Below are 20,337 nucleotides of genomic sequence, written 5' to 3'. Positions count from 1 at the left end.
CAGTAAACAGCGGAGTGATCCGTGAACAAAGGGACTGCTGCTATGCGGGAGTGTTGTTAGTAGTGAAAGGAAAAATTAAATATGTGCGGAATTATTGGATTTACCGGTTATAAGCCTGCGCAGGATATCCTTCTGGATGGACTGCAGAGGCTCGAGTATCGCGGCTATGACAGTGCAGGTATCGCTTTCTTTAAGGATAACAGCGGCCACGTATCTGTGAGAAAGACTGCGGGAAAGGTGAACGATCTGCGTGCTATATGCGACGAGGAAAATACTTCCTCCACAGGCATAGGACACACCAGATGGGCAACACACGGCGGTGTTACCAATGCCAATGCCCACCCTCACAAGTTCGGTGAGGTTACTCTGATCCACAATGGTATCATCGAGAACTATCACGAGCTTATTGAGAAGTATGACCTTAAGGGTAAGCTGAAGTCCGATACCGATACAGAGGTAGCTGCAGCAGTTATCAGCTGCAATTATTCAGGTGATCCTGTATCAGCTATCAGAGCAGCGGTTTCTGAGCTCAAGGGATCTTTTGCATTCTGTATCCTCTTCAAGAATCACCCCGGTGAGATCTATGCAGTACGTAATGTCAGCCCTATGGTTGCTACACATACTGATGATCACGGCTCCTTTATTGCATCGGACCTTACAGCATTTATCGAATATTCAAACAGCTATTTTGTAGTGCCCGAATACCATATCATGACAATGACAGACGGCGGTATCAAGCTGGAAGATATGGAGGGCAATGATGTAGCTCCCCAGTACATGACAGTGGACTGGGACGTATCTACAGCTCAGAAGGGTGGATATCCCCACTTCATGATCAAGGAGATACACGAGCAGCCTCAGGCGCTCTCTGATACTATGGGACCCAGGATCAAAGACCTGCTTCCTGATTTTGAAGAAGACGGTATCCCGGACAGCCTCTTTGAAGGAGTCAAGGATATCACTGTTATCGCCTGTGGTACTGCAATGTATGCAGGTAATGTGGGCAGGACTCTGATACAGAATAAGTTTGGTATACCTGTGACTATTGCCATTGCTTCAGAGTTTAGATATGAGCGTCCCACTATCAGCTCAGATACACTGGTGATCGTATGCTCACAGTCAGGTGAGACAATCGATACACTTGAAGCTTTGAGACTGGCAGGAAAGTATACAGACAGGACTCTGGCAGTAGTAAACGTAAAGGGTTCATCTATCGCAAGAGAGAGTAACTATGTGCTCTATACCCATGCGGGCCCTGAGATCGCTGTTGCCAGCACCAAGGCATATTCAGTTCAGGTAGCTGCTATGTACCTCATCGGCTGCAAGTTGGGACTGGTACTTGGAAGGGCCACTGAGGCTGAGGTAAGAGAGTTTATCTCAGGACTGAAGAATATCCCTTCTCTCATCGAGGAAGTGCTCAAGATGGAGGAGAGGATCAAGGGTCTGGCCAATCGTATGGTCAATACCAAGGATGCTTTCTATATTGGAAGAGGACTTGATTATACTCTGTCCATGGAAGGCGCTCTTAAGCTCAAGGAGATCAGCTATATCCACTCCGAAGCCTATGCTGCAGGTGAGCTCAAGCACGGCACTATATCACTTATCACAGACGGAACACCGGTTATTGCTATTGCTACACAGCAGAACGTATACAGCAAGGTGATATCCAACATCCGCGAGGTTAAGGCCAGAGGTGCTTATGTGCTCCTGATCAGCAAGGACAAGGAGATCACAGATGAGACAGTATGTGATGAGCATATCTCCATACCGGATATCAGTGATGAGCTGACAATATTTGAGTCCATCATCATCCTGCAGATCCTGGCTTACTACACATCAGTAGGCAAGGGTATCGATCCCGATCAGCCCAGGAACCTTGCAAAGTCTGTTACGGTAGAATAAAGCTGCGGACAAGAAAAGGCAGATAATCACAAGATTTAACATTGGAACTCTTTGATTCAACGTATATAATAATTAAGTAGTCCAAAAGTCATTATGGTATTAATATATCCTGTAATGACTTTTTGGCGTGTTTTCAAATACTATACGTTGAAAAGGAGAGTGTAGAAATGCAGGTCATAGCAAAGAAAACATACGATGAGGCATCGGCTGCTGCAGCAGACCTTTTGGCTGCAGCTATCCTGATGAAGAGGGATGCAAAGCTCGGTCTGGCAACGGGGGCTACACCGGTTGGCTGCTACAAGGAACTGGTGAAGAAGTATGAAAGCGGTATGCTGGATTTTTCAAGGGTAACAACAGCTAACCTTGATGAGTATAGGGGACTGGACGGAAGCCATGAACAGTCATACAGGTATTTCATGGACAGTCATCTTTTTAACCTTGTAAATATAGATAAGTCCAGAACTTATGTACCGGATGGGACTATTGAGGATCCTGATAAAGCTTGCAGTGATTATGACAAGCTCCTGGATGAGAAGATAGGGGCATTTGACATTCAGCTCCTGGGCATTGGAAGTGACGGACACATTGGCTTCAATGAGCCCTGTGACTACTTTAACTTAAAGACCCAGTGCATCACCCTTGAGGAATCCACAGTCAAAGATAACGCAAGACTTTTCTTTGGCGGTGATCTGGACGCTGTGCCAAGGCAGGCTTATACCATGGGAATAGGTTTTATCATGAGATCCAAAAAGATCATCATCATGGCAACAGGTGAGAGTAAGAGGGATATTGTGGAGAAGGCCTTCTGCGGACCTGTAACTCCCCAGGTACCCGCTTCTATCCTGCAGCTGCATCCTGATGTAGTACTGGTAGGCGATGCAGCGGCTATACCTGATGCAGTTGTAGAGAAATATAAATAACAGATAAGAGTCATATGAATATAGTATTATACGAACCTGAAATACCTTACAATACCGGCAATATAGGCAGGACCTGTGTTGCCACAGGCACCAGGCTCCATCTTATAGAGCCTCTTGGTTTTAGCCTGGAACAAAAAGAGATAAAGAGGGCGGGGCTGGATTACTGGCCCCGTCTGGATTTGTGTGTATATCCTTCATTTGAAGACTTTATGCAAAAGAATAATAACCCCAAAGTGTGGATGGCAACCACAAAGGCTCACAGGGTCTACTCTGACGTGACCTATGGCATGGATGACTTTATCATGTTTGGGCCTGAGAGCAGGGGAATACCTGAGGAGATCCTGGTGGAGCATGAAAAGGAATGTATCAGGATCCCCATGTATGCGGATGAACGCTCCATCAATCTATGCAACAGCGCTGCTATTATTCTCTACGAAGCCCTTCGGCAGAACGATTTTGAGGGCCTGACCAAAGAAGGTGAGCTCCACAGGCTCAGCTGGTGAGGCTGCTTGCTGCTCACTTGGCTGATATGATCATAAAGAGCTACAACAGAAGGCTATTTTTCTCGCTCGCGACACTATAAATGGTGTTTTACTAAATTCTTCTGCAGCCTTCTTTTTATAACGCCTCACTCGAAAGAACTCCGGGCTTTCAGCCCGTTCAGACAACTTTCTCGTGGGCGTTTTGAAGGCTGCGTATGAAGAATTAGTAAAAACTACCATTTATAGTGAATGCTCACTGCGGAAAATAGCCTTCTGTTGCAGCATTAGCTGATCATTGACAGATAGTGAACAGTAAGCCAGCCTGTATGATGGAATCTGGAAGGTTATGCGATGTTTTTTTGACAGGGATATGATTTCATTGTAGAATAATAGCTGTTGCTCAGTTGCGCGCTGAGAGTCATATTTACTTGGCATGCGCTATTTGTTATATGCGATAAGGGATTATCGTATTATTGGATTGGGTGGATAGCAGATATCCGATACCGGAGGTTTAGATGAAGATTGCAGTTACTTATTCAAATGGAGAAGTATTTCAGCACTTTGGCAAGACAGAGCAGTTCAAGGTGTATGAGATAGAAGATAATAAGGTTGTATGTGCCGAAGTGATTGGCAATGACGGCCTGGGACATGAGGCTCTTGCAGGCCTGTTAAAGGACAAGGATATAGAACTTCTCATCTGCGGTGGAATGGGCGAGGGCGCCAAAAATGCCCTTGCAGAAGCAGGTGTTGAAGTAATATCAGGTGCCGAGGGTGATGCTGATGGAGCAGTCAGAGCTTATCTTGCAGGTGAGCTTGAGTCCAAGGGTGTGACCTGTGACCATCACGATCATCATGAGGAAGGTCACAGCTGTCATGATCAGGAAGAGGAAAGCTGCGCAGCAGAAGCTGAGAGCTGCGGAGGATGCGGATCTGATGATGAAGAAGGCTGCGGTGGCTGCTGCGGCGGAGACGACAGTGAAGGCTGCGGCGGTTGCGGAGGCGGCTGCGGTGGCTGCGGAGCTCCCAGGATCATCCTGGAAGGCAAGAATGCAGGTAAGACAGTAAAGGTACATTACAACGGTACACTGGATGATGGCAGCAAGTTTGATTCTTCTTATGACAGAGGCGAGCCTCTTGCATTCATCAGCGGCGCTGGCATGATGATAGAGGGATTTGATAAGGCTGTTGTAGATATGGAAGTAGGTCAGAAGGTAAATATTCATCTTGAGCCTGGCGAAGCATACGGCGAGTACGATGAGAAGAGAATCCTGAACCTCAAGATCAGTGAGCTTCCCGGTGCTGAGAACCTGGCTCTTGGCGATCATGTATATCTTCAGAATACAATGGGAGGAGCTTTCCCTGTGACTGTAACAGCTCTTACTACAGAGTCCATCACACTGGATGCAAATCATGAGCTGGCAGGCAAGGCACTGAACTTCGAGATCGAGCTTGTAAGTGTAGAGGATTGAAAATACGACATCATGTCGGAATACATCCTTGTATAAACGACATAGAAGTGCATATTTAAGATATGATTCCCCGGAGCGGATTTGGCTTATTAGCAATTCTGCTTCGGGGTTTTTGCTTTCTATAAAGAACATATGATCGCTATATATACTCTTCATTTAATATATACATATACCGATATACTATGTGGACCTAGATGACATTTACAAATGAAGGACCCGAAAATGAATCTGCAGGCTATCATAGTAGCAAATGTTACCGGATTTATTCTGATATTCTTTTTATATTTCAGTCGTTTTATCACCAGGACCAAGAGCGGAGTGGAAGATAAGGCCTTTGATGCCATGATGTATCTTGGTATGGTGGGTCTTATTGTGGAGCCCATCACCTTTGCTGTGGATGGTATCCCATCTGCCGTGGGTTATTATGTGAATCTCCTTGGTAATACATATCTGTATTTTGCAAATGGCAGCGGTATCTTCTTTTGGCTGATCTATGTGGATCTGATGCTATATCATGATATTGACAGAGTAAAGAGAATATATTCCAGGGTGGCTATCCCTGTAGGGATATTGCTATTGTCTCTTATAGGTAATCTTTACTTCAAATACTATTTCTATGTGGATGAGAATTTTGTATACCACAGAAAACCCACGATTTATATATTTTATATTTATCTGATGATATGCTCGGCATACAGCCTCGTGATATATCATCAGGCCAGATTAAAGAATGGCAGGACTGCCTTTTTTCCTATATATATGTTTCTGGTGCCCATAGTGGTATCCAGTGTATTGCAGATGATATTCTATGGTATTTCCCTGGCCTGGCTGGGCCTTGCCATAGGAAGCGTGGCGCTCTATATGAGTCTGCAGCAGCAAAAGGCCTATGTGGATCCTCTTACCGGCCTCTATAACAGGCTGTATCTGGCACATATACTATTCAAGATCAGTAGCAGTACTGCTGCGTATTACGGAATGATGATAGATTTAAACGGTTTCAAAGCCATAAATGATACATATGGGCATTCGGCTGGAGACAGGGCTCTAACTGATGCAGCCAGGATATTTGCCGCAGGAGTGGATGCCAGGTCTACGGTATTTCGTTATGCTGGAGATGAATTCATCATCATGACAAAGGCATCTGATGAGGAAGAGATCAAGGCCCTTAGTGACAAGCTGTACAGGGCGGCAGAAGACTTTAATGACAGCGGCAAAAGGCCTTATCACTTGGGATTTGCCATAGGCTATGGCAAATATGATAATAAGAATGATGATATGGATAGCTTCCTTAGAAAGATTGATTATGACATGTACAGGGTAAAGACTATGCAGAAGGAAGCTGATATGAAAGTTAATAGCAGCAGTTCTTGCTCTCAACGTAGCTTATAAACTCATCCAGAGGCAGGGGCTTTGAAAAATAGAAGCCCTGGAGCATCTGTACGCCAAGCTCTGCCAGTGTATCTGCCATTTCCTTGTCTTCTACGCCTTCTACGATTATCATCTTGCCGCGGCCCAGGAATTGTTCTATAACTTCCAATAGGAGCTTATTGCCGCTTCTAAAGTAATCCCAGCAGATGGACTTATCTATCTTGACAATATCAAATTTGCCTTTAAGTATATTTACCAGATTGGCATAACCTGTACCGTAGTCATCCAGAGCAAAGCTGATGCCGTATTCTGTAAGGGTGTCGATATTCCTGCGTATATCAAGCTTGTCTATAGATTCGTTTTCGGTGATCTCAAGGCCTATCATATCGGGCTCCATCTTATATTCTTCCATGATAGAGATGAGATCTTCGGCCAGTCCTTTATACATACATTGCCTGGGCGAGAGGTTGATCTCGATGTGCCTGATACCATAGGCTGTTATGTCATATTTCTTTATCATCTCGCAGGTCTTGCGGAAGACTATGAGTCCCAGCTTCATGATACTGCCGTTTTTTTCTGCAAGGGGAATGAAATCGTCGGGGAAGACGACCCTCTTATGAACAGGATCATAGAGCCTGACCAGTGCTTCTGCAGATACGAACTTCTTTTCAAGATTGGAATAAATGGGCTGGTAGTAGACCAGTACATGCTCGTCATGGTTGAGGGCATATTTAAGGGTCTCTTCCATCTCTTTGATATGGATAGCTTCCTGATGCATTCCCTCTGTAATCTGCAGGGTCTTGTCACCGGAGAGCTTGGCGGCTCTCTTGATTGCTATATTCAGGGTTCCTCTTAGGTCATCATAGTCCATGAAGGATATGTCCTCTTCATAGTAAAAGAAGCTGATGTCCAGGTGAATAGGTCCGTTTTCCAGCTCGAAGGGATTGTTAAAGCGTCGCCTGATCAGATCCCTTGCAGGCATGATCTCGGACTTATCCTTGAATACTATAATAAAGACGCCTTTATCAAAATAGAACATGACATTGTCTTTATAAACTTTTTTGAGGAAGAAGCCAATTTGCCTGAGCATATTTGAGATATAGTAATCGCTGTCTGCATATTCATAATAATTAAAGCCCGAAAGAACAAAGCCTAAAAATGGCCTCTTAATGCCGTAATAGAGCCCTTCGTTGGCATAGAGCTCAAGACCTTGGACATTAAAGAGCTCAGTCCTCTTTTCTCTGTAATAATCAGGATTCTGGAATGCCATAGAGGTAGCTGCGATGCCTATTACTATGCCAAAGGATATGGTCTGAGTGTAAATGACAAAGAAGAACTGCAGGGTATATGTCACCAGCGCGGCTATTATGTAGAGCAGGAGCACATAAGGGTGCCTTCTGCGCAGATTGTGCCTGGGATTACGTATGATCATATATGCGGTGACAGTCATATAGAGCAGGGCTTCAAAATAGAAGAGCACCCTGCCGGGGCCAAAATGAAAGACTCCCTCTTCATCCAGGTAGAATACATAATGAATAACAGGTGAGAGGATAGATAGCAGGGCTATGATACAGCTGGGGATCTGTAGGATCCAGAAATAGATCCTCTGTATTTGGCCATCTGAAATAAGGTAGTAGCAAAATAGTGAAAAAAACATGGGGCAAAATGCAAAGAGGACATAGTAAGTGATATTGACTGTGTAATTAAGCCAGGCGGGAAATACTTCAGGATAAGAAGCGGTTACAGATCCCAGAATATCAAAGGTGGTAAAAAAAGCCTGTATCACAAGAAGGCCCAGGTACACACGGTTCCTGCGCAGAGGGAGGTTCTTGCCAAGATAATAATATGAAACGCAAAAGAGGCATACTGCCAATGCGCTGATATCAAAATCCAGGGACCAGATCATCTTTCCTCCTGTGACAAACAATAGTTACTAAATATGGCCGCATTATTCTCGTATATCTTATATCGGCATAAAAAAGAATAATTTCATCTGAAATGATTTTTTAAAATGGGAAATAATAAGATATAGAGAAAATAATATGGAATAACGAATTGTTTTATCAGATGAAATAATATATCGTAGAATTAGTGGTGTTTTGGGAGAAAATGGCCCAGTCCATACTGGGTTCTGCTAAGTATTGATATCCGTGTATTTTGATCATCAAATATATTAATGAGGTAGGTGTCAAAAGTTCCTTTTGACACCTTATGACTAACGGATTGTTCCGTTTCTTCGAAACTCTCACAATCCTAAAACATTCGCAAATCCGCACTACGTGCTACTTTGCTCATGTTTTGCGGGTCATAAATTCATATTCGATTTCGAGCAAGCTCGAATCGAAATGACTTTTGACCCTTACGTCATATTAATGGAAAAGGGGATGACTTATGGTTGCAGCAGCAATAGACAGGGGAAGCTATAGAAATATATGTTTGGTGGCTCTTCCAATAATTTTCCAGAATATAATAGATGCTGCTGTATCCAGCGCTGATATCATAATGCTCAATTCTGTGGGCCAGGAGGCAATAAGCTCGGTATCATTGGCCAACAGCCTGCTTAGTATCTTTTTTATGTTCCTATATGGTATAGGTACCGGTATTGCGATGCTGGCTGCCCAGTATTATGGCAAGGGGGATCTGGCTACAATAGAGAAAATAGAGGGCATTGGTCTGAAATTCTCTATGGCAGTGGGATTATTGGGGGCAGCTGCTTTTGTTACCATACCAAGATATCTGATGAAGATATATACATCTGACAGTGCGCTGATAGAGCTTGGTAAGGATTATCTGATATTTGTGGCTCCCGGTATTATCTTTTGGTCTGTGAGCGCGGTATATATGTCTATACTCAGGTGTATAGGCAAGGTATCCACAGGTACGGTACTTGAGACCATGGCCCTTGTCTGCAACGTGATCCTTAATGCGGTATTTATCTATGGCCTCTTTGGGGCTCCCAGACTGGGTGTCATAGGCGTAGCCGTTGCTACCAGCATCAGCCGTTTCCTGCAGCTCATAGGCTGCATAGTGGTATCTGCCACAAAGCCCGGTGTGGCTCTGACCCTCAGGACTATGTTTGAAAAGCATGAGCTCCTCCAAAAGGACTTTGTATCCATGGCACTGCCTGCTATAGGCAATGACCTGTCCTGGTCTGTGGCCTTTTCTATGTATTCTGTGATACTGGGGCATCTGAGCTCAGATGCTGTAGCAGCTAATTCCATTGTAATGGTAGTCAGAAATATGGGCTGCGTAATGTGCTACGGCTTTGCTGCGGCCGCAGGTATCATAGTAGGACAGATCCTGGGTGAGGGAGACAGGGAAAAGGGTATAAAAACAGGACATAGAATGCTGCGGCTAGCCTTTATCACAGGTATACTGGGAGGCGTGGTAGTAGCAGCGATCATGCCCTTTGCACTGGCTCGGGCTTCACTGACACTGGTGGCTCATGATTATCTGAAGTTCATGCTGATGATCAGCACATATTATATTACAGGAATATCCGTAAATACCTGCCTTATCGCAGGTGTGTTCAGGGCGGGAGGAGACAGCAAGTTTGGCTTTAAATGTGACACTATAGATATGTGGTGCTACGCTGTTCCCCTTGGCTTCATATCAGCTTTTGTATTAAAGCTTCCTGTAAAGGTCGTATATTTCCTCTTGTGTACAGATGAATTTGTAAAATGGCCCTGGGTCCTTGGACATTTCTACAGTCACAAATGGGCCAAGAATATAACCAGAGATGAAACATAATAATAGCCATTGTTCATTTGCTTTTGGCTTATGAACAATGGCTTTTAATAATTTATCGCTCTTTGCCCCAGAAGAAGAGTGCCAGCATGCCTGGGCCTACATGGGAGCCGGAGAAGGGCTCGTGCTGACATATGGTAATGTCGGCATCGGGGCTGATCTCCCCCACCATAGAAGCCAGAAGCTCTGCTTCCTCCAGGCAGTCGCCGTGGGAGATGCATACTGTCTTGTCGTTAGAATCCATCTTTTTGTCTTTGTATATACTGATAAGCTCTGATATAGCCTTCCTTCTGCCTCTGACCTTGCCGCAGGAGATGATATGACCTGTGCTGTCGCCAAAGAGGATGGGCTTGATGCTCAGGATACTGCCTATGCTGGCGGTGACACCGCTTACACGTCCTGTTCTCTTTAAGAAGTTCAGATCATCTACTGTGAAATACTGGCAGGCATGGGGAACTGCCTCGTCCACGAGCCGTCCCGCTTCTTTGCAGCTCAGGCCCTGATCTCTAAGCTCTTTGGCTTTAAGTGCGAGAAGGCCGTTGCCAAATCCGCATCCCAATGAATCTACGATATGGATATATCTGTCCGGATATTCCTCCATCAGTTCTATAGCTGCTGCAACAGCTGCATTATAGGTTCCACTGATCCCCGAACTCATGGATATATAGATGATATCCTTGCCCTCTTTGATTGTGGGAGTGAAGTGACTGAGGAATAGTTGTGTGTTCAGCAGACTGGTCTGGATCTTATCTCCGTTCTTTAACCCTTCATAATAGCTATGGCCGTCGAAGCTGTCTATATCTCCAAGATAGGTCCTGGGCTCATCATTTACCAGATAGTCGCAGGGGAGACATTTCATGCCCTCCAGCATTTTGCCGGGAAGATTGGCACAGCCGTCAACAAATATTTCAAAAGACATAGAATCATACCTCGCTTATTTTTATTCGCAAATACTATTCTAGCACAAAAATCACTTTACTGTTTGACAAGCTGTGAGAGGATGATATACAATCTCAATAATGTTTAACTATATTGTATTTAACTATAATAATCTGAAATATATTGCTGATACTAAGGAGACAGAAGATGAAGATCGGTGATAAATATCTGGAACATGGCATCATACAGGGGGGTATGGGAGTAGGTATTTCCCTGGCAGGCCTGGCAGGAGCAGTAGCATCTGAAGGCTGCATGGGCGTTATCAGCTCAGTGAATATAGGCTACAAGGAGGAAGATTTCCTGACAGATCCCTTTGGGGCTAATATCAGGGCGCTGAAAAAGCATATCAGGATGGCCAGGGAGATAGCTGGAGGACGGGGGCTGATAGCAGTCAATATCATGGTAGCTGTGACCCATTATGAGGAAACAGTGAAAACTGCTATAGAAGCTGGTGCGGATGCCATCATATCAGGAGCGGGGCTTCCACTTAATCTGGCTGAACTGGTCAAGGGTACAGGGACTCTTTTTGCACCTATTGTATCCAGTAAGAGGGCAGCAGTCCTTCTCTGTAAGAGCTTTCTCAAAAAAGCAGCAGTCCTTCCTGATTTTATAGTGATAGAGGGACATAAGGCAGGTGGACATCTGGGATTCTCAGCAGATGATCTGGAGGCTGACAGTTGTCGGGATAATTTGGAGATACTATCAGAGGTCCTTGAAGGTATCAGACCCTTTGAAGAAGAAGCAGAACGCAGGATTCCTGTATTTCTGGCAGGCGGTATCTATGACAAGGCTGATATAGATATGGCTGTAAAGAATGGAGCTGCCGGCGTTCAGATAGGCACCAGATTTATAGCTACCTACGAATGTGATGCGGATCCTGTTCTCAAGAATGTCATAGTAAATTGCAATAAGGACGATATCAGGATCATCAAAAGCCCTGTGGGAATGCCTGCCAGAGCCGTATACACAAAGCTACTTCAGGATCTGGATGCAGGTGGCCATTATCCTGCAAAGGTCTGCAATAACTGCCTCAGTGCCTGCCCCAAGGGTGATAAAGCACCCTATTGTATCAGCAGGGCTCTGATAGCAGCAGTAGAAGGCAATATTGATGAAGGCCTCTTCTTCTGCGGCGAGAATGCCCACCGCGTGGACCGCATCATGTCAGTAAAGGAATTGGTAAGCGAGCTGATAGGATAAAATCTATGCTCAGTCTTCAAGGAACTTGTAGCAGAAGGCTGCAAGGGCAGCACCTACAAGAGGTCCTACTATGAATACCCAAAGGGCAGCGATAGGAGCTGTTTCACCACCGATAGCGGCAAATACAGCAGGAGCGATACTTCTGGCAGGATTTACTGATGTGCCTGTCAGGCCGATTCCAAAGATATGTACAAATGTGAGAGTAAGACCTATAACAAGGCCCGCAAATGAGCCATGGCTGTGCTTTGAAGAAGTAACTCCCAGGATGGTCATGACAAAGATAAAAGTGAGAACGATCTCAACTACAAGACCGGCTACAGAGCTTCCATTTACGCCGCCCAGCGTGTTGGCACCGTAGCTGCCTGTCATGTCTGTGACAGCGCCTGTGGAAAAGATCAGAGCCAGGATGCCTGTTCCCACAAATGCTCCGATAATCTGAGAGATCACATATCCGATGAGATCAGATAATGAGAGCTTGCCGCTAAGGTACACAGCCAGAGATACTGCCGGATTGATATGGCAGCCTGAGATGTTGCCGATGCTATAGGCACAGGCTACAATTGAAAGGCCAAAAGCAAGCGCAGTAAGGAGATATCCCGATCCTGCGTCAGATGCGCATCCCACCAGCATTGCTGTTCCGCATCCCATTGTTACCAGAACACAAGTTCCGATTACTTCAGCTAGATATTTTTTCATTTACGTTCCCCTCCTTTAAGATAAATTATCGTTTATACGATTATTATACATTGTTTTAAAAAAGAATAGTCATATATAAAGCAAATAAAAACCCACCATATGCAACTGGTGGGAGAAGCTTTGAAAACTATTATGTTAATAATTATTCACGGGGCATCTTTCTGTAGGTGCCAAAATACATGGTGAGGAAACTGGCCATACCGCCAAGAAGGTTGGATATGGGCTCAGCCAGGAATACGCCCTTTACCCCAAGATTAAAAAGGCCGGGGAGTATCAGGGTCAGCGGAACCACAATGATCACCTTTCGAAACAGTGAGAAGAATATGGACTGCCTGGCCTTGCCCAGGGCCACAAAGGTGGACTGGCTGGCAAATTGCAGCGACATAAATATGAAGCCAAAGAAATAGATCATCAGCGGTGTCACGCCTGTGTCTACAAGCTTTTCTTCTGAAGTGAAGATAGAGAGGAAAAACCTGGGCATAAGGAGTATCAGTGCCCACATGATGGCTGTATAGCTGATACCTGTCAGGGACATAAAGCGGATGCCCCTGCGGACACGTTTATAAGATTTAGCACCGTAGTTATAGCTAATGACAGGCTGGGCACCTGCTGTTATTCCATTGATAGGCAGGCCTATCATCTCTCTTACAGAATTGATGATAGTCATGATACCTACATAGATGTCGCCGCCGTGGATGGACAGAGTCTTGTTGCATACAGCCTGGACCAGGCAGTTGGTAGCGCTCATGATAAAGCCTGCAAGTCCCAGGGGGATGATATCCTTAAGGAGACTATAGTCTGCCCTTAGCAGCATAGAGGGCCTAAGGGGTAGTATAGCTTTGCTGCTAAATAGAAAAGAGAGCACCAGACTGCAGCAGAGGGCCTGAGCAATGACTGAAGCCAGCGCGGCTCCGGCGACTCCCATATTAAGTACAAATATAAAGATAGGGTCCAGTATGATATTGATGACAGCTCCTGCCATCATATAGAGCATGGCCTTGGAGGCATAGCCCTGGAGATTGATAAAGCCGCTCATGCCTGTACCTGTAGTAACGAATATGGTACCCAGAAGATATATTCCCAGATAGGCTGACGCATAGGAATAGGTAGTATCGCTGGCGCCAAGAAGATAGAGCAGGGGCTTTTGAAAAGTGAAGATTATAAGGGGGTAGACTATACCGCCTATGATCTGCATAGACAGGGTAGTGACCTCGATTGAGAGAGCTCTCTCATCATCTTGCTTGCCCCTGGCTATAGCGCATAACGGAGCGCCTCCTGTGGCAAAGAGGTTGGTAAAAGCAGCTATGAGGCTGATAATAGGGAAGGTGAGCCCTACTCCTGTGAGAGCAACGCCGTCAGCAGCCCCCGGCATATGGCCCAGGTATATCCTGTCTATAACGTTATATATCAGCTGGACCAGCTGTGCTAAAGTTAAGGGAAGCGCCTGGGCTATGATGAGACTTGCTACAGATCCCTTACCAAAATCCCCTTTGGATGTCTGCATATTGATTCTCCGTGTCTGTTTATTTGTTGTCTTTTCTATCGTGCTTTTTTCTAAGTCCGCGAACCCTTACTTTCAGATGCTCTGAGAGCCTGTTCTTGAGATCGATGGTATCTATGCTGTCTCCTCTTCTGGATGTAAAGCTGTGGATAGCAAGTAGGAGACGCCTTTGGTTAAAGGACATCCTCTCTGCATAGGCCTTGGTAAAGGCTTCGTATCTAAGCTCCATAAGGTCTTTCTCTTCGCGGAGCTTGCCCTTTATCAGTCTTGGAGTTCCTGCCAGCTTTTCATAATTGGTCTGGGCATGCTCATTGAATTCCCTGTGCATCTCTTCCACATTCTTTAAAAGGGCAGAGAGACTGGCTTCTGTAAGGGCATAATCTGCGCCAAAGGCCATGGCCAGGATAATGGCCAGGACTTCATATATTATAGTAGGGATGACTTCGTGCATACCCTCAATTGTAGGAATCAGATATCTGACTACAAATACACCAACTATACCAAAAGCTGTGCTTACAGGGACACATATCCTGCCCTGGATATTCAGAGGCATATAGCTGTAATCCCACCACCTGGCATGAAACCTTTTCTCCAGGACCCAGGAGGTGCCAAATTCCAAAACAACGCTGCCTATATAGCAGATGATAAATATCCCCCAAATGGGAAAATCGGGAGATGAGAGAGCGCTGATCCCGCCAAAAATAACAGAGGTCAGTACCACTGCACTGCCGTATATAGGACATACCGGGCCAAAGAGGAACCCCCTGTCAGCCCATTTGTGTTCCTTGGCCGAGCAGTATATGGATTCCCATATCCAGCCCAGAAAGCTGTAAAAAATGAATTCGACAAAATACTGTGCAATGATCATATCTGCCTTTCTGTAGCTTGAAATGCCTGAATAGAAGTCTTTTTTGTGACTTCATACCTAAGTCCGTGTTTTTGTGGACCGTGGGCAGTTGACGAACTATTACTGATTATCGCTGTTCATGGACATTATTGTATTGAAGAGATCAATGTCGTTTTGAGTGACCTTGATATTGCACTGCTTTTCTGCGCCGTCCGGTGTGGTGACCTTCATATCTATGACAGTGCCCACCTCCATGGAGCTCATCCTGATAGCATTAAAGAAGGGGATCACACGGGGATGGTCCTGGTTGAATGTAGCAAATTTCTGCTTGAGCGTCATAAGAGCCATGGGATTGATGTTCATATTGATAATTCTCCTTTTTAATACTGATAGGCCCTCTATAGCAAGGCCATCTCTCATTATAAGCCCAAAATACGATATAGGGACCTTATATTAATATGAAAAGTTGGTGAATTAAAGCAAAAAAACAGACGGCAAGTCTGATAACTGTCTTCCTGTATTAAGAACAGGAAATATTGTTATCGTTTGCCGTCTGTGTTTTTTAGTCAGCTACTATGTATTCTTCAAGTCCCTTTTCGATGGATGTACTTTTTTTATTTTTAGGAGCTGCTTTTACAGTAAATGATATGGAGCACTTCTGATTGGATCCGTCCTTTGTCTTAATTGTTATGGTCGCGGAGCCTTTCTTGTTAAAGACGACTACGAGGCCATCATAAGGGTCGTACTGACCGGAAGCAACAGAGGGATTGCTGCTGGTTACAATGAGATCGCTCAGACCACTGCTAACGTATTTGCCATTTACTTATGTCTATCTGACCAGCTTTACCTCCGGCGATGACAAGATCCCTGTGAAGGTAGCGGGAGGCCTGCAGATCGGAGTGTCCACAGGAGAGGATATCGTAGCTGCGTTTGGAGAAGCAGATGAAGTAAAAGAAATAAACACAGACGACGCTGATCTTATTGATTACTACTACGAATTTGATAACTGCAAATATATATTTGTTACTTATAAGGATAGCGGTATCATAGAAACTATCCATATAAATATGAAATAATAAATGTGATAAAAGTCCAAAAGCTTACAGCTGCTCATGAAAGCTTTTGGACTTTTTTGATACAACTATTGCGCAGATTTCCGATAAAAGCTAACATTTTGCAAAAGATAAAATTCCTTCTTGATATAGTCACTTTAGTCCATTAAAATGGTAGAGATATAAATCGGGCATACAAAATAGGGTAATTGCTATCGAGTAAGCAATAACATAATAGGGAGGAATCTAATGGCAGCTAGAACAGATATTCACAAGGTACTGATAATCGGTTCGGGACCCATCGTCATCGGACAGGCCTGCGAATTTGACTATTCGGGAACACAGGCATGTAAGGCTCTCAGGAGTCTGGGATATGAGATCGTACTGGTCAACTCAAATCCCGCTACTATCATGACAGATCCGGAGATGGCGGACAGGACATATATAGAGCCACTGAATGTGGAGCGTGTCACAGCTGTCATTGAGAAAGAAAGACCGGATGCGCTTCTTCCTAATCTGGGTGGTCAGTCAGGTCTTAATCTTTGCTCAGAGCTCTATAAGGCAGGTGTACTGGATAAATATGGCGTTAAGGTCATAGGTGTACAGGTAGATGCTATTGAGAGAGGCGAGGACAGGACTGAGTTCAAGAAGACTATGGACATGCTGGGCATTGAGATGGCTCGTTCCAAGGCATGCTACAGCATAGAGGAAGCTCTGGCAGAAGCTGATGAGCTGGGATATCCTGTAGTACTTCGTCCTGCATATACCATGGGCGGCGCAGGCGGTGGCCTGGTATACAACAAAGAAGAGTTGCAGACAGTATGTGCAAGAGGCCTGCAGGCATCCATCATCCACCAGGTACTGGTAGAGGAATCTATCCTGGGCTGGGAAGAGCTGGAGCTGGAAGTAGTCAGGGACAAGGACAACAACATGATCACTGTCTGCTTCATCGAAAACGTAGATCCCGTAGGTGTACATACAGGTGATTCCTTCTGTACAGCTCCCATGCTGACCATAGATGAAGAGCTCCAGGCTGAGCTTCAGCGCCAGGCTTATAAGATCGTAGAGCACATCGGCGTTATAGGCGGTACCAATGTGCAGTTTGCTCATGATCCAAAGAGTGGCAGGATCATCGTCATAGAGATCAATCCCCGTACCTCCAGGTCATCAGCGCTGGCTTCCAAGGCTACAGGCTTCCCCATCGCACTGGTATCTGCAAAGCTGGCAACAGGACTGACTCTGGCAGAGCTTCCTGATTCCAAGTTTGGTACTCTGGATAAGTATGTGCCAAACGGCGATTATGTGGTAGTGAAGTTTGCACGCTGGGCCTTTGAAAAATTCCATGGCGTAGAAGATAAGCTGGGCACTCAGATGCGTGCAGTCGGCGAAGTCATGAGTATTGGCAAGAACTTCAAGGAAGCCTTCCAGAAGGCTATCAGATCCCTGGAGAAGGACCGCTACGGCCTTGGCAATATCGCAAAGTATGAAAAGATGGACAAGGAGCAGCTCCTTTGCCTCTTAAAGGATGCTTCATCAGAGAGATATTTCCTGATATATGAGGCTATGAAGAAGGGTGTGACAGTGGATGAGATCCACGAGATCACTAAGGTAAAGCATTACTTCCTCGATGAGATCAAAGAGCTGGTAGAAGAGGAAAAGAGCCTGGTTGCTACATATAAGGGCGCAGTACCCGGTTCTGAGGATCTGATAAAGGCCAAAGAGGACGGCTTTGCAGACAGATACCTGGCAGGCATCCTCTCTGTGACAGAAGATGAGATCAGAAAGGCCAGGGAAGAAGCAGGTCTGACAGAGTGCTGGGACGGTGTTCATGTATACGGTACTCAGGGCAGCGCATATTACTATTCCACCTATCAGAAGGATGCAAATATAGAGAATGCATCTAATGCCAGTGAAAATAATAAGATCATGATCCTGGGCGGCGGTCCAAATAGGATAGGACAGGGTATCGAGTTTGACTATTGCTGCGTACATGCAGCTATGGCGCTCAAGAAGCTGGGCTTTGAGACTATCATCGTCAACTGCAACCCTGAGACAGTGTCCACCGATTATGATACCTCCGACAAGCTCTATTTTGAGCCTCTGACTCTGGAGGATGTACTGCAGATATACAAGAAAGAAAAGCCCCTGGGCGTCATTGCACAGTTTGGCGGACAGACACCTCTTAACCTGGCAGCCAAGCTCAAGGAAGAGGGCGTCAACATCCTGGGCACCACTCCTGAAGTTATAGACCTGGCAGAAGACAGAGATCAGTTCAGACTCATGATGGAGAAGCTGGGTATACCCATGGCAGAAGCAGGCATGGCCTCCGATGTAGAGACTGCCAAAAAGATAGCAGCCCGTATAGGCTATCCTGTTATGGTACGTCCTTCCTTTGTCCTGGGCGGCAGAGGTATGGAAGTAGTAAGGGATGAGGAGAGCATGGAAGGCTACATGAGAGCAGCAGTAGGCGTGACTCCCGACAGGCCTATCCTTATCGACAGATTCCTTCAAAATGCTCTTGAGTGTGAGGCAGATGCTATCAGCGATGGTGAAAATGCATTTGTACCCGCTGTTATGGAGCATATAGAGCTGGCAGGTATCCACTCCGGTGACTCAGCATGTATCATTCCTTCAAAGCATATTTCTGAAAAGCACCTTAGGACTATTGAGGAGTACACCAGAAAGATCGCTGTAGAGATGAACGTAGTGGGCCTGATGAATATGCAGTATGCCATAGAAAATGACACTGTATATGTACTGGAAGCCAATCCCAGAGCGTCACGTACAGTACCGCTGGTATCCAAGGTGTGCGGTATCAGGATGGTACCTCTGGCAACAGATATTATTACTGCATCCCTTACAGGCAGGAAGTCACCTGTGCCTGAACTGATGGCAAATAAAAAGGATGCAGAGCCTGCATACTATGGTGTTAAGGAAGCGGTATTCCCCTTTAATATGTTCCCTGAAGTAGATCCTGTACTGGGACCTGAGATGCGTTCTACAGGTGAAGTACTGGGCCTTGCAAAGTCTACAGGAGAAGCCTTCTTTAAGGCTGAGGAAGCTACAGGCCTGGCCCTGCCTCTTAATGGTGCAGTACTCATATCACTTAATGATTCGGATAAGGCTGCAGCAGCAGAGCTTGCAAAGAGCTTTGCTTCTGACGGATTTGAGATAATTGCGACAGGTAAGACTTACGATCTTATCACTGAGGCCGGCATAGATGCCAAGAAGGTGATGAAGAATTATGAGGGCGGTCGTCCAAATGTGGAGGATGTGATCAAGAACGGAGAAGTACAGCTGATCATCAATTCACCCATTGGCAGAGGCGCAGAGCATGATGACGGCTATCTGAGAAAAGCTGCTATCAAAGCCCGCATACCTTATATCACTACAGTGGCAGCAGGCCGCGCAGCAGCTGAGGGCATCCACGAGGTACTATCAAACGGCAGCGGCAATATCAAGTCACTGCAGGAATACCACGAGAGCCTGTAAGGCGTGTAATATAGCGCAGCTGCAGAAGTTTATTTTTCAAAAAATAACTTCTGCAGCTGCGCTTTTTAATTGTGTGACAATCATAATAAACCCCCTGCTATGCAGGGGGACAACATATGCTTTAGCTTACAGTAAAAAACCTCCCGTGATAGAATTACTTACGGTTCGCCAACCACAGTAAAAATCACAGGAGGAAGTCCAAAATGGACATGAACAGTTTATCACACACTAGATGGGAGTGTAAGTATCATATAGTATTTGCACCTAAATTCAGAAGAAAGATTGCGTATGGTCAGCTTAAGCAGGATATAGCAAATATCCTCAGCACATTATGTAAGAGAAAAGGAGTAGAGATCATAGAGGCGGAGGTTTGCCCAGATCATATACACATGTTGGTAAGAATTCCTCCGAGCATAAGTGTATCTAGCTTCGTAGGGTACTTGAAGGGAAAAAGTACGCTTATGATATTTGAGAGGCATGCGAATCTCAAATACAAGTATGGTAACAGGCATTTTTGGTGTAGAGGATATTATGTGGATACAGTTGGCAAAAATGCAAAGAAAATAGAGGAGTACATAAAGAATCAGTTAAAAGAGGATTTAGAGTACGATCAAATGACACTAAAAGAGTATATCGACCCGTTCACGGGCGAGCCAGTAAAGTAAAACAAATAAGATGAGCCCAGGGGGCTCTGTAGAAAAATGATGTTGCGGCTGGCGAACCAT

The 20,337-nt window shown here is 45.3% G+C and carries 16 protein-coding genes; 10 read left to right on the top strand and 6 right to left on the bottom strand.

Features of this window, described 5'->3' with window-relative positions:
- Positions 1-81 precede the first annotated feature (81 nt).
- The 5 genes from glmS to G636_RS0104200 all read left to right on the top strand — a co-directional run bounded on the left by glmS (position 82) and on the right by G636_RS0104200 (position 6,162).
- Positions 82-1,902 carry a glutamine--fructose-6-phosphate transaminase (isomerizing) gene (glmS, locus tag G636_RS0104220; protein WP_026507012.1) on the top strand — a complete coding sequence of 607 codons (1,821 nt, stop codon included), beginning with the start codon at positions 82-84 and terminating at the stop codon, positions 1,900-1,902.
- Positions 1,903-2,069: 167 nt separating this feature from the next.
- Positions 2,070-2,822, top strand: a complete 753-nt coding sequence (nagB, locus tag G636_RS0104215) for a glucosamine-6-phosphate deaminase (RefSeq protein ID WP_026507011.1) — start codon at positions 2,070-2,072, stop codon at positions 2,820-2,822.
- A 14-nt stretch (positions 2,823-2,836) separates the two neighbouring features.
- Complete coding sequence (locus G636_RS0104210; protein ID WP_026507010.1) at positions 2,837-3,325, top strand: tRNA (cytidine(34)-2'-O)-methyltransferase; 489 nt, start codon at positions 2,837-2,839, stop codon at positions 3,323-3,325.
- Positions 3,326-3,819: 494 nt separating this feature from the next.
- On the top strand, positions 3,820-4,773 hold the full coding sequence (locus tag G636_RS0104205) for an FKBP-type peptidyl-prolyl cis-trans isomerase (RefSeq protein WP_026507009.1): 954 nt from the start codon (positions 3,820-3,822) through the stop codon (positions 4,771-4,773).
- A gap of 222 nt (positions 4,774-4,995) precedes the next feature.
- Positions 4,996-6,162, top strand: coding sequence for a GGDEF domain-containing protein (locus tag G636_RS0104200; RefSeq protein ID WP_026507008.1), 1,167 nt, complete (start codon positions 4,996-4,998; stop codon positions 6,160-6,162).
- Here G636_RS0104200 and G636_RS0104195 read toward each other — a convergent pair.
- Positions 6,125-8,047, bottom strand: coding sequence for an EAL domain-containing protein (locus G636_RS0104195; protein WP_026507007.1), 1,923 nt, complete (start codon positions 8,045-8,047; stop codon positions 6,125-6,127). The two genes, G636_RS0104200 and G636_RS0104195, sit on opposite strands and share 38 nt — an antisense overlap.
- 485 nt (positions 8,048-8,532) lie before the next feature.
- Here G636_RS0104195 and G636_RS0104190 point away from each other — a divergent pair, with 485 nt between their 5' ends.
- The gene (locus G636_RS0104190) at positions 8,533-9,891 is read left to right on the top strand and encodes an MATE family efflux transporter (RefSeq protein WP_026507006.1); all 1,359 of its coding nucleotides are present in this window, start codon (positions 8,533-8,535) and stop codon (positions 9,889-9,891) included.
- A 52-nt stretch (positions 9,892-9,943) separates the two neighbouring features.
- Here the strand turns inward: G636_RS0104190 and G636_RS0104185 are convergent, their stop codons facing one another.
- A complete protein-coding gene (locus tag G636_RS0104185) occupies positions 9,944-10,807 on the bottom strand; it encodes a DegV family protein (RefSeq protein ID WP_026507005.1) in 864 nt (287 codons plus the stop codon).
- 167 nt (positions 10,808-10,974) lie between these two features.
- Here G636_RS0104185 and G636_RS0104175 point away from each other — a divergent pair, with 167 nt between their 5' ends.
- Positions 10,975-12,024 carry an NAD(P)H-dependent flavin oxidoreductase gene (locus G636_RS0104175; protein ID WP_026507004.1) on the top strand — a complete coding sequence of 350 codons (1,050 nt, stop codon included), beginning with the start codon at positions 10,975-10,977 and terminating at the stop codon, positions 12,022-12,024.
- A gap of 9 nt (positions 12,025-12,033) precedes the next feature.
- Here G636_RS0104175 and G636_RS0104170 read toward each other — a convergent pair whose 3' ends face one another.
- The 4 genes from G636_RS0104170 to G636_RS17245 form a co-directional block, all read right to left on the bottom strand.
- Positions 12,034-12,720: an MIP/aquaporin family protein gene (locus G636_RS0104170; RefSeq protein ID WP_026507003.1), complete on the bottom strand. Its 687-nt coding sequence runs from the start codon at positions 12,718-12,720 to the stop codon at positions 12,034-12,036.
- A gap of 142 nt (positions 12,721-12,862) precedes the next feature.
- A complete protein-coding gene (locus tag G636_RS0104165) occupies positions 12,863-14,224 on the bottom strand; it encodes an MATE family efflux transporter (RefSeq protein WP_026507002.1) in 1,362 nt (453 codons plus the stop codon).
- Positions 14,225-14,243: 19 nt separating this feature from the next.
- On the bottom strand, positions 14,244-15,089 hold the full coding sequence (locus G636_RS19310) for a putative ABC transporter permease (RefSeq protein ID WP_051226503.1): 846 nt from the start codon (positions 15,087-15,089) through the stop codon (positions 14,244-14,246).
- A gap of 99 nt (positions 15,090-15,188) precedes the next feature.
- Positions 15,189-15,431, bottom strand: a complete 243-nt coding sequence (locus tag G636_RS17245; RefSeq protein WP_035778769.1) for a hypothetical protein — start codon at positions 15,429-15,431, stop codon at positions 15,189-15,191.
- 419 nt (positions 15,432-15,850) lie between these two features.
- On the opposite strand from G636_RS17245, the gene G636_RS0104150 reads away from it, so the two are divergent.
- The 3 genes from G636_RS0104150 to tnpA all read left to right on the top strand — a co-directional run bounded on the left by G636_RS0104150 (position 15,851) and on the right by tnpA (position 20,277).
- The gene (locus G636_RS0104150; protein ID WP_026507001.1) at positions 15,851-16,144 is read left to right on the top strand and encodes a hypothetical protein; all 294 of its coding nucleotides are present in this window, start codon (positions 15,851-15,853) and stop codon (positions 16,142-16,144) included.
- A gap of 225 nt (positions 16,145-16,369) precedes the next feature.
- Entirely contained in the window at positions 16,370-19,612 is a 3,243-nt protein-coding gene (carB, locus tag G636_RS0104145; protein ID WP_026507000.1) for a carbamoyl-phosphate synthase large subunit, read from the top strand.
- A 203-nt stretch (positions 19,613-19,815) separates the two neighbouring features.
- Complete coding sequence (tnpA, locus tag G636_RS0104140; protein ID WP_026506999.1) at positions 19,816-20,277, top strand: IS200/IS605 family transposase; 462 nt, start codon at positions 19,816-19,818, stop codon at positions 20,275-20,277.
- The last annotated feature ends 60 nt before the right edge of the window (positions 20,278-20,337 follow it).

Origin of the sequence: Butyrivibrio sp. MC2013, assembly GCF_000424585.1 — a bacterium.
Classification (GTDB): domain Bacteria; phylum Bacillota; class Clostridia; order Lachnospirales; family Lachnospiraceae; genus Butyrivibrio.
This window is presented reverse-complemented; position numbering and strand designations above follow the sequence as displayed.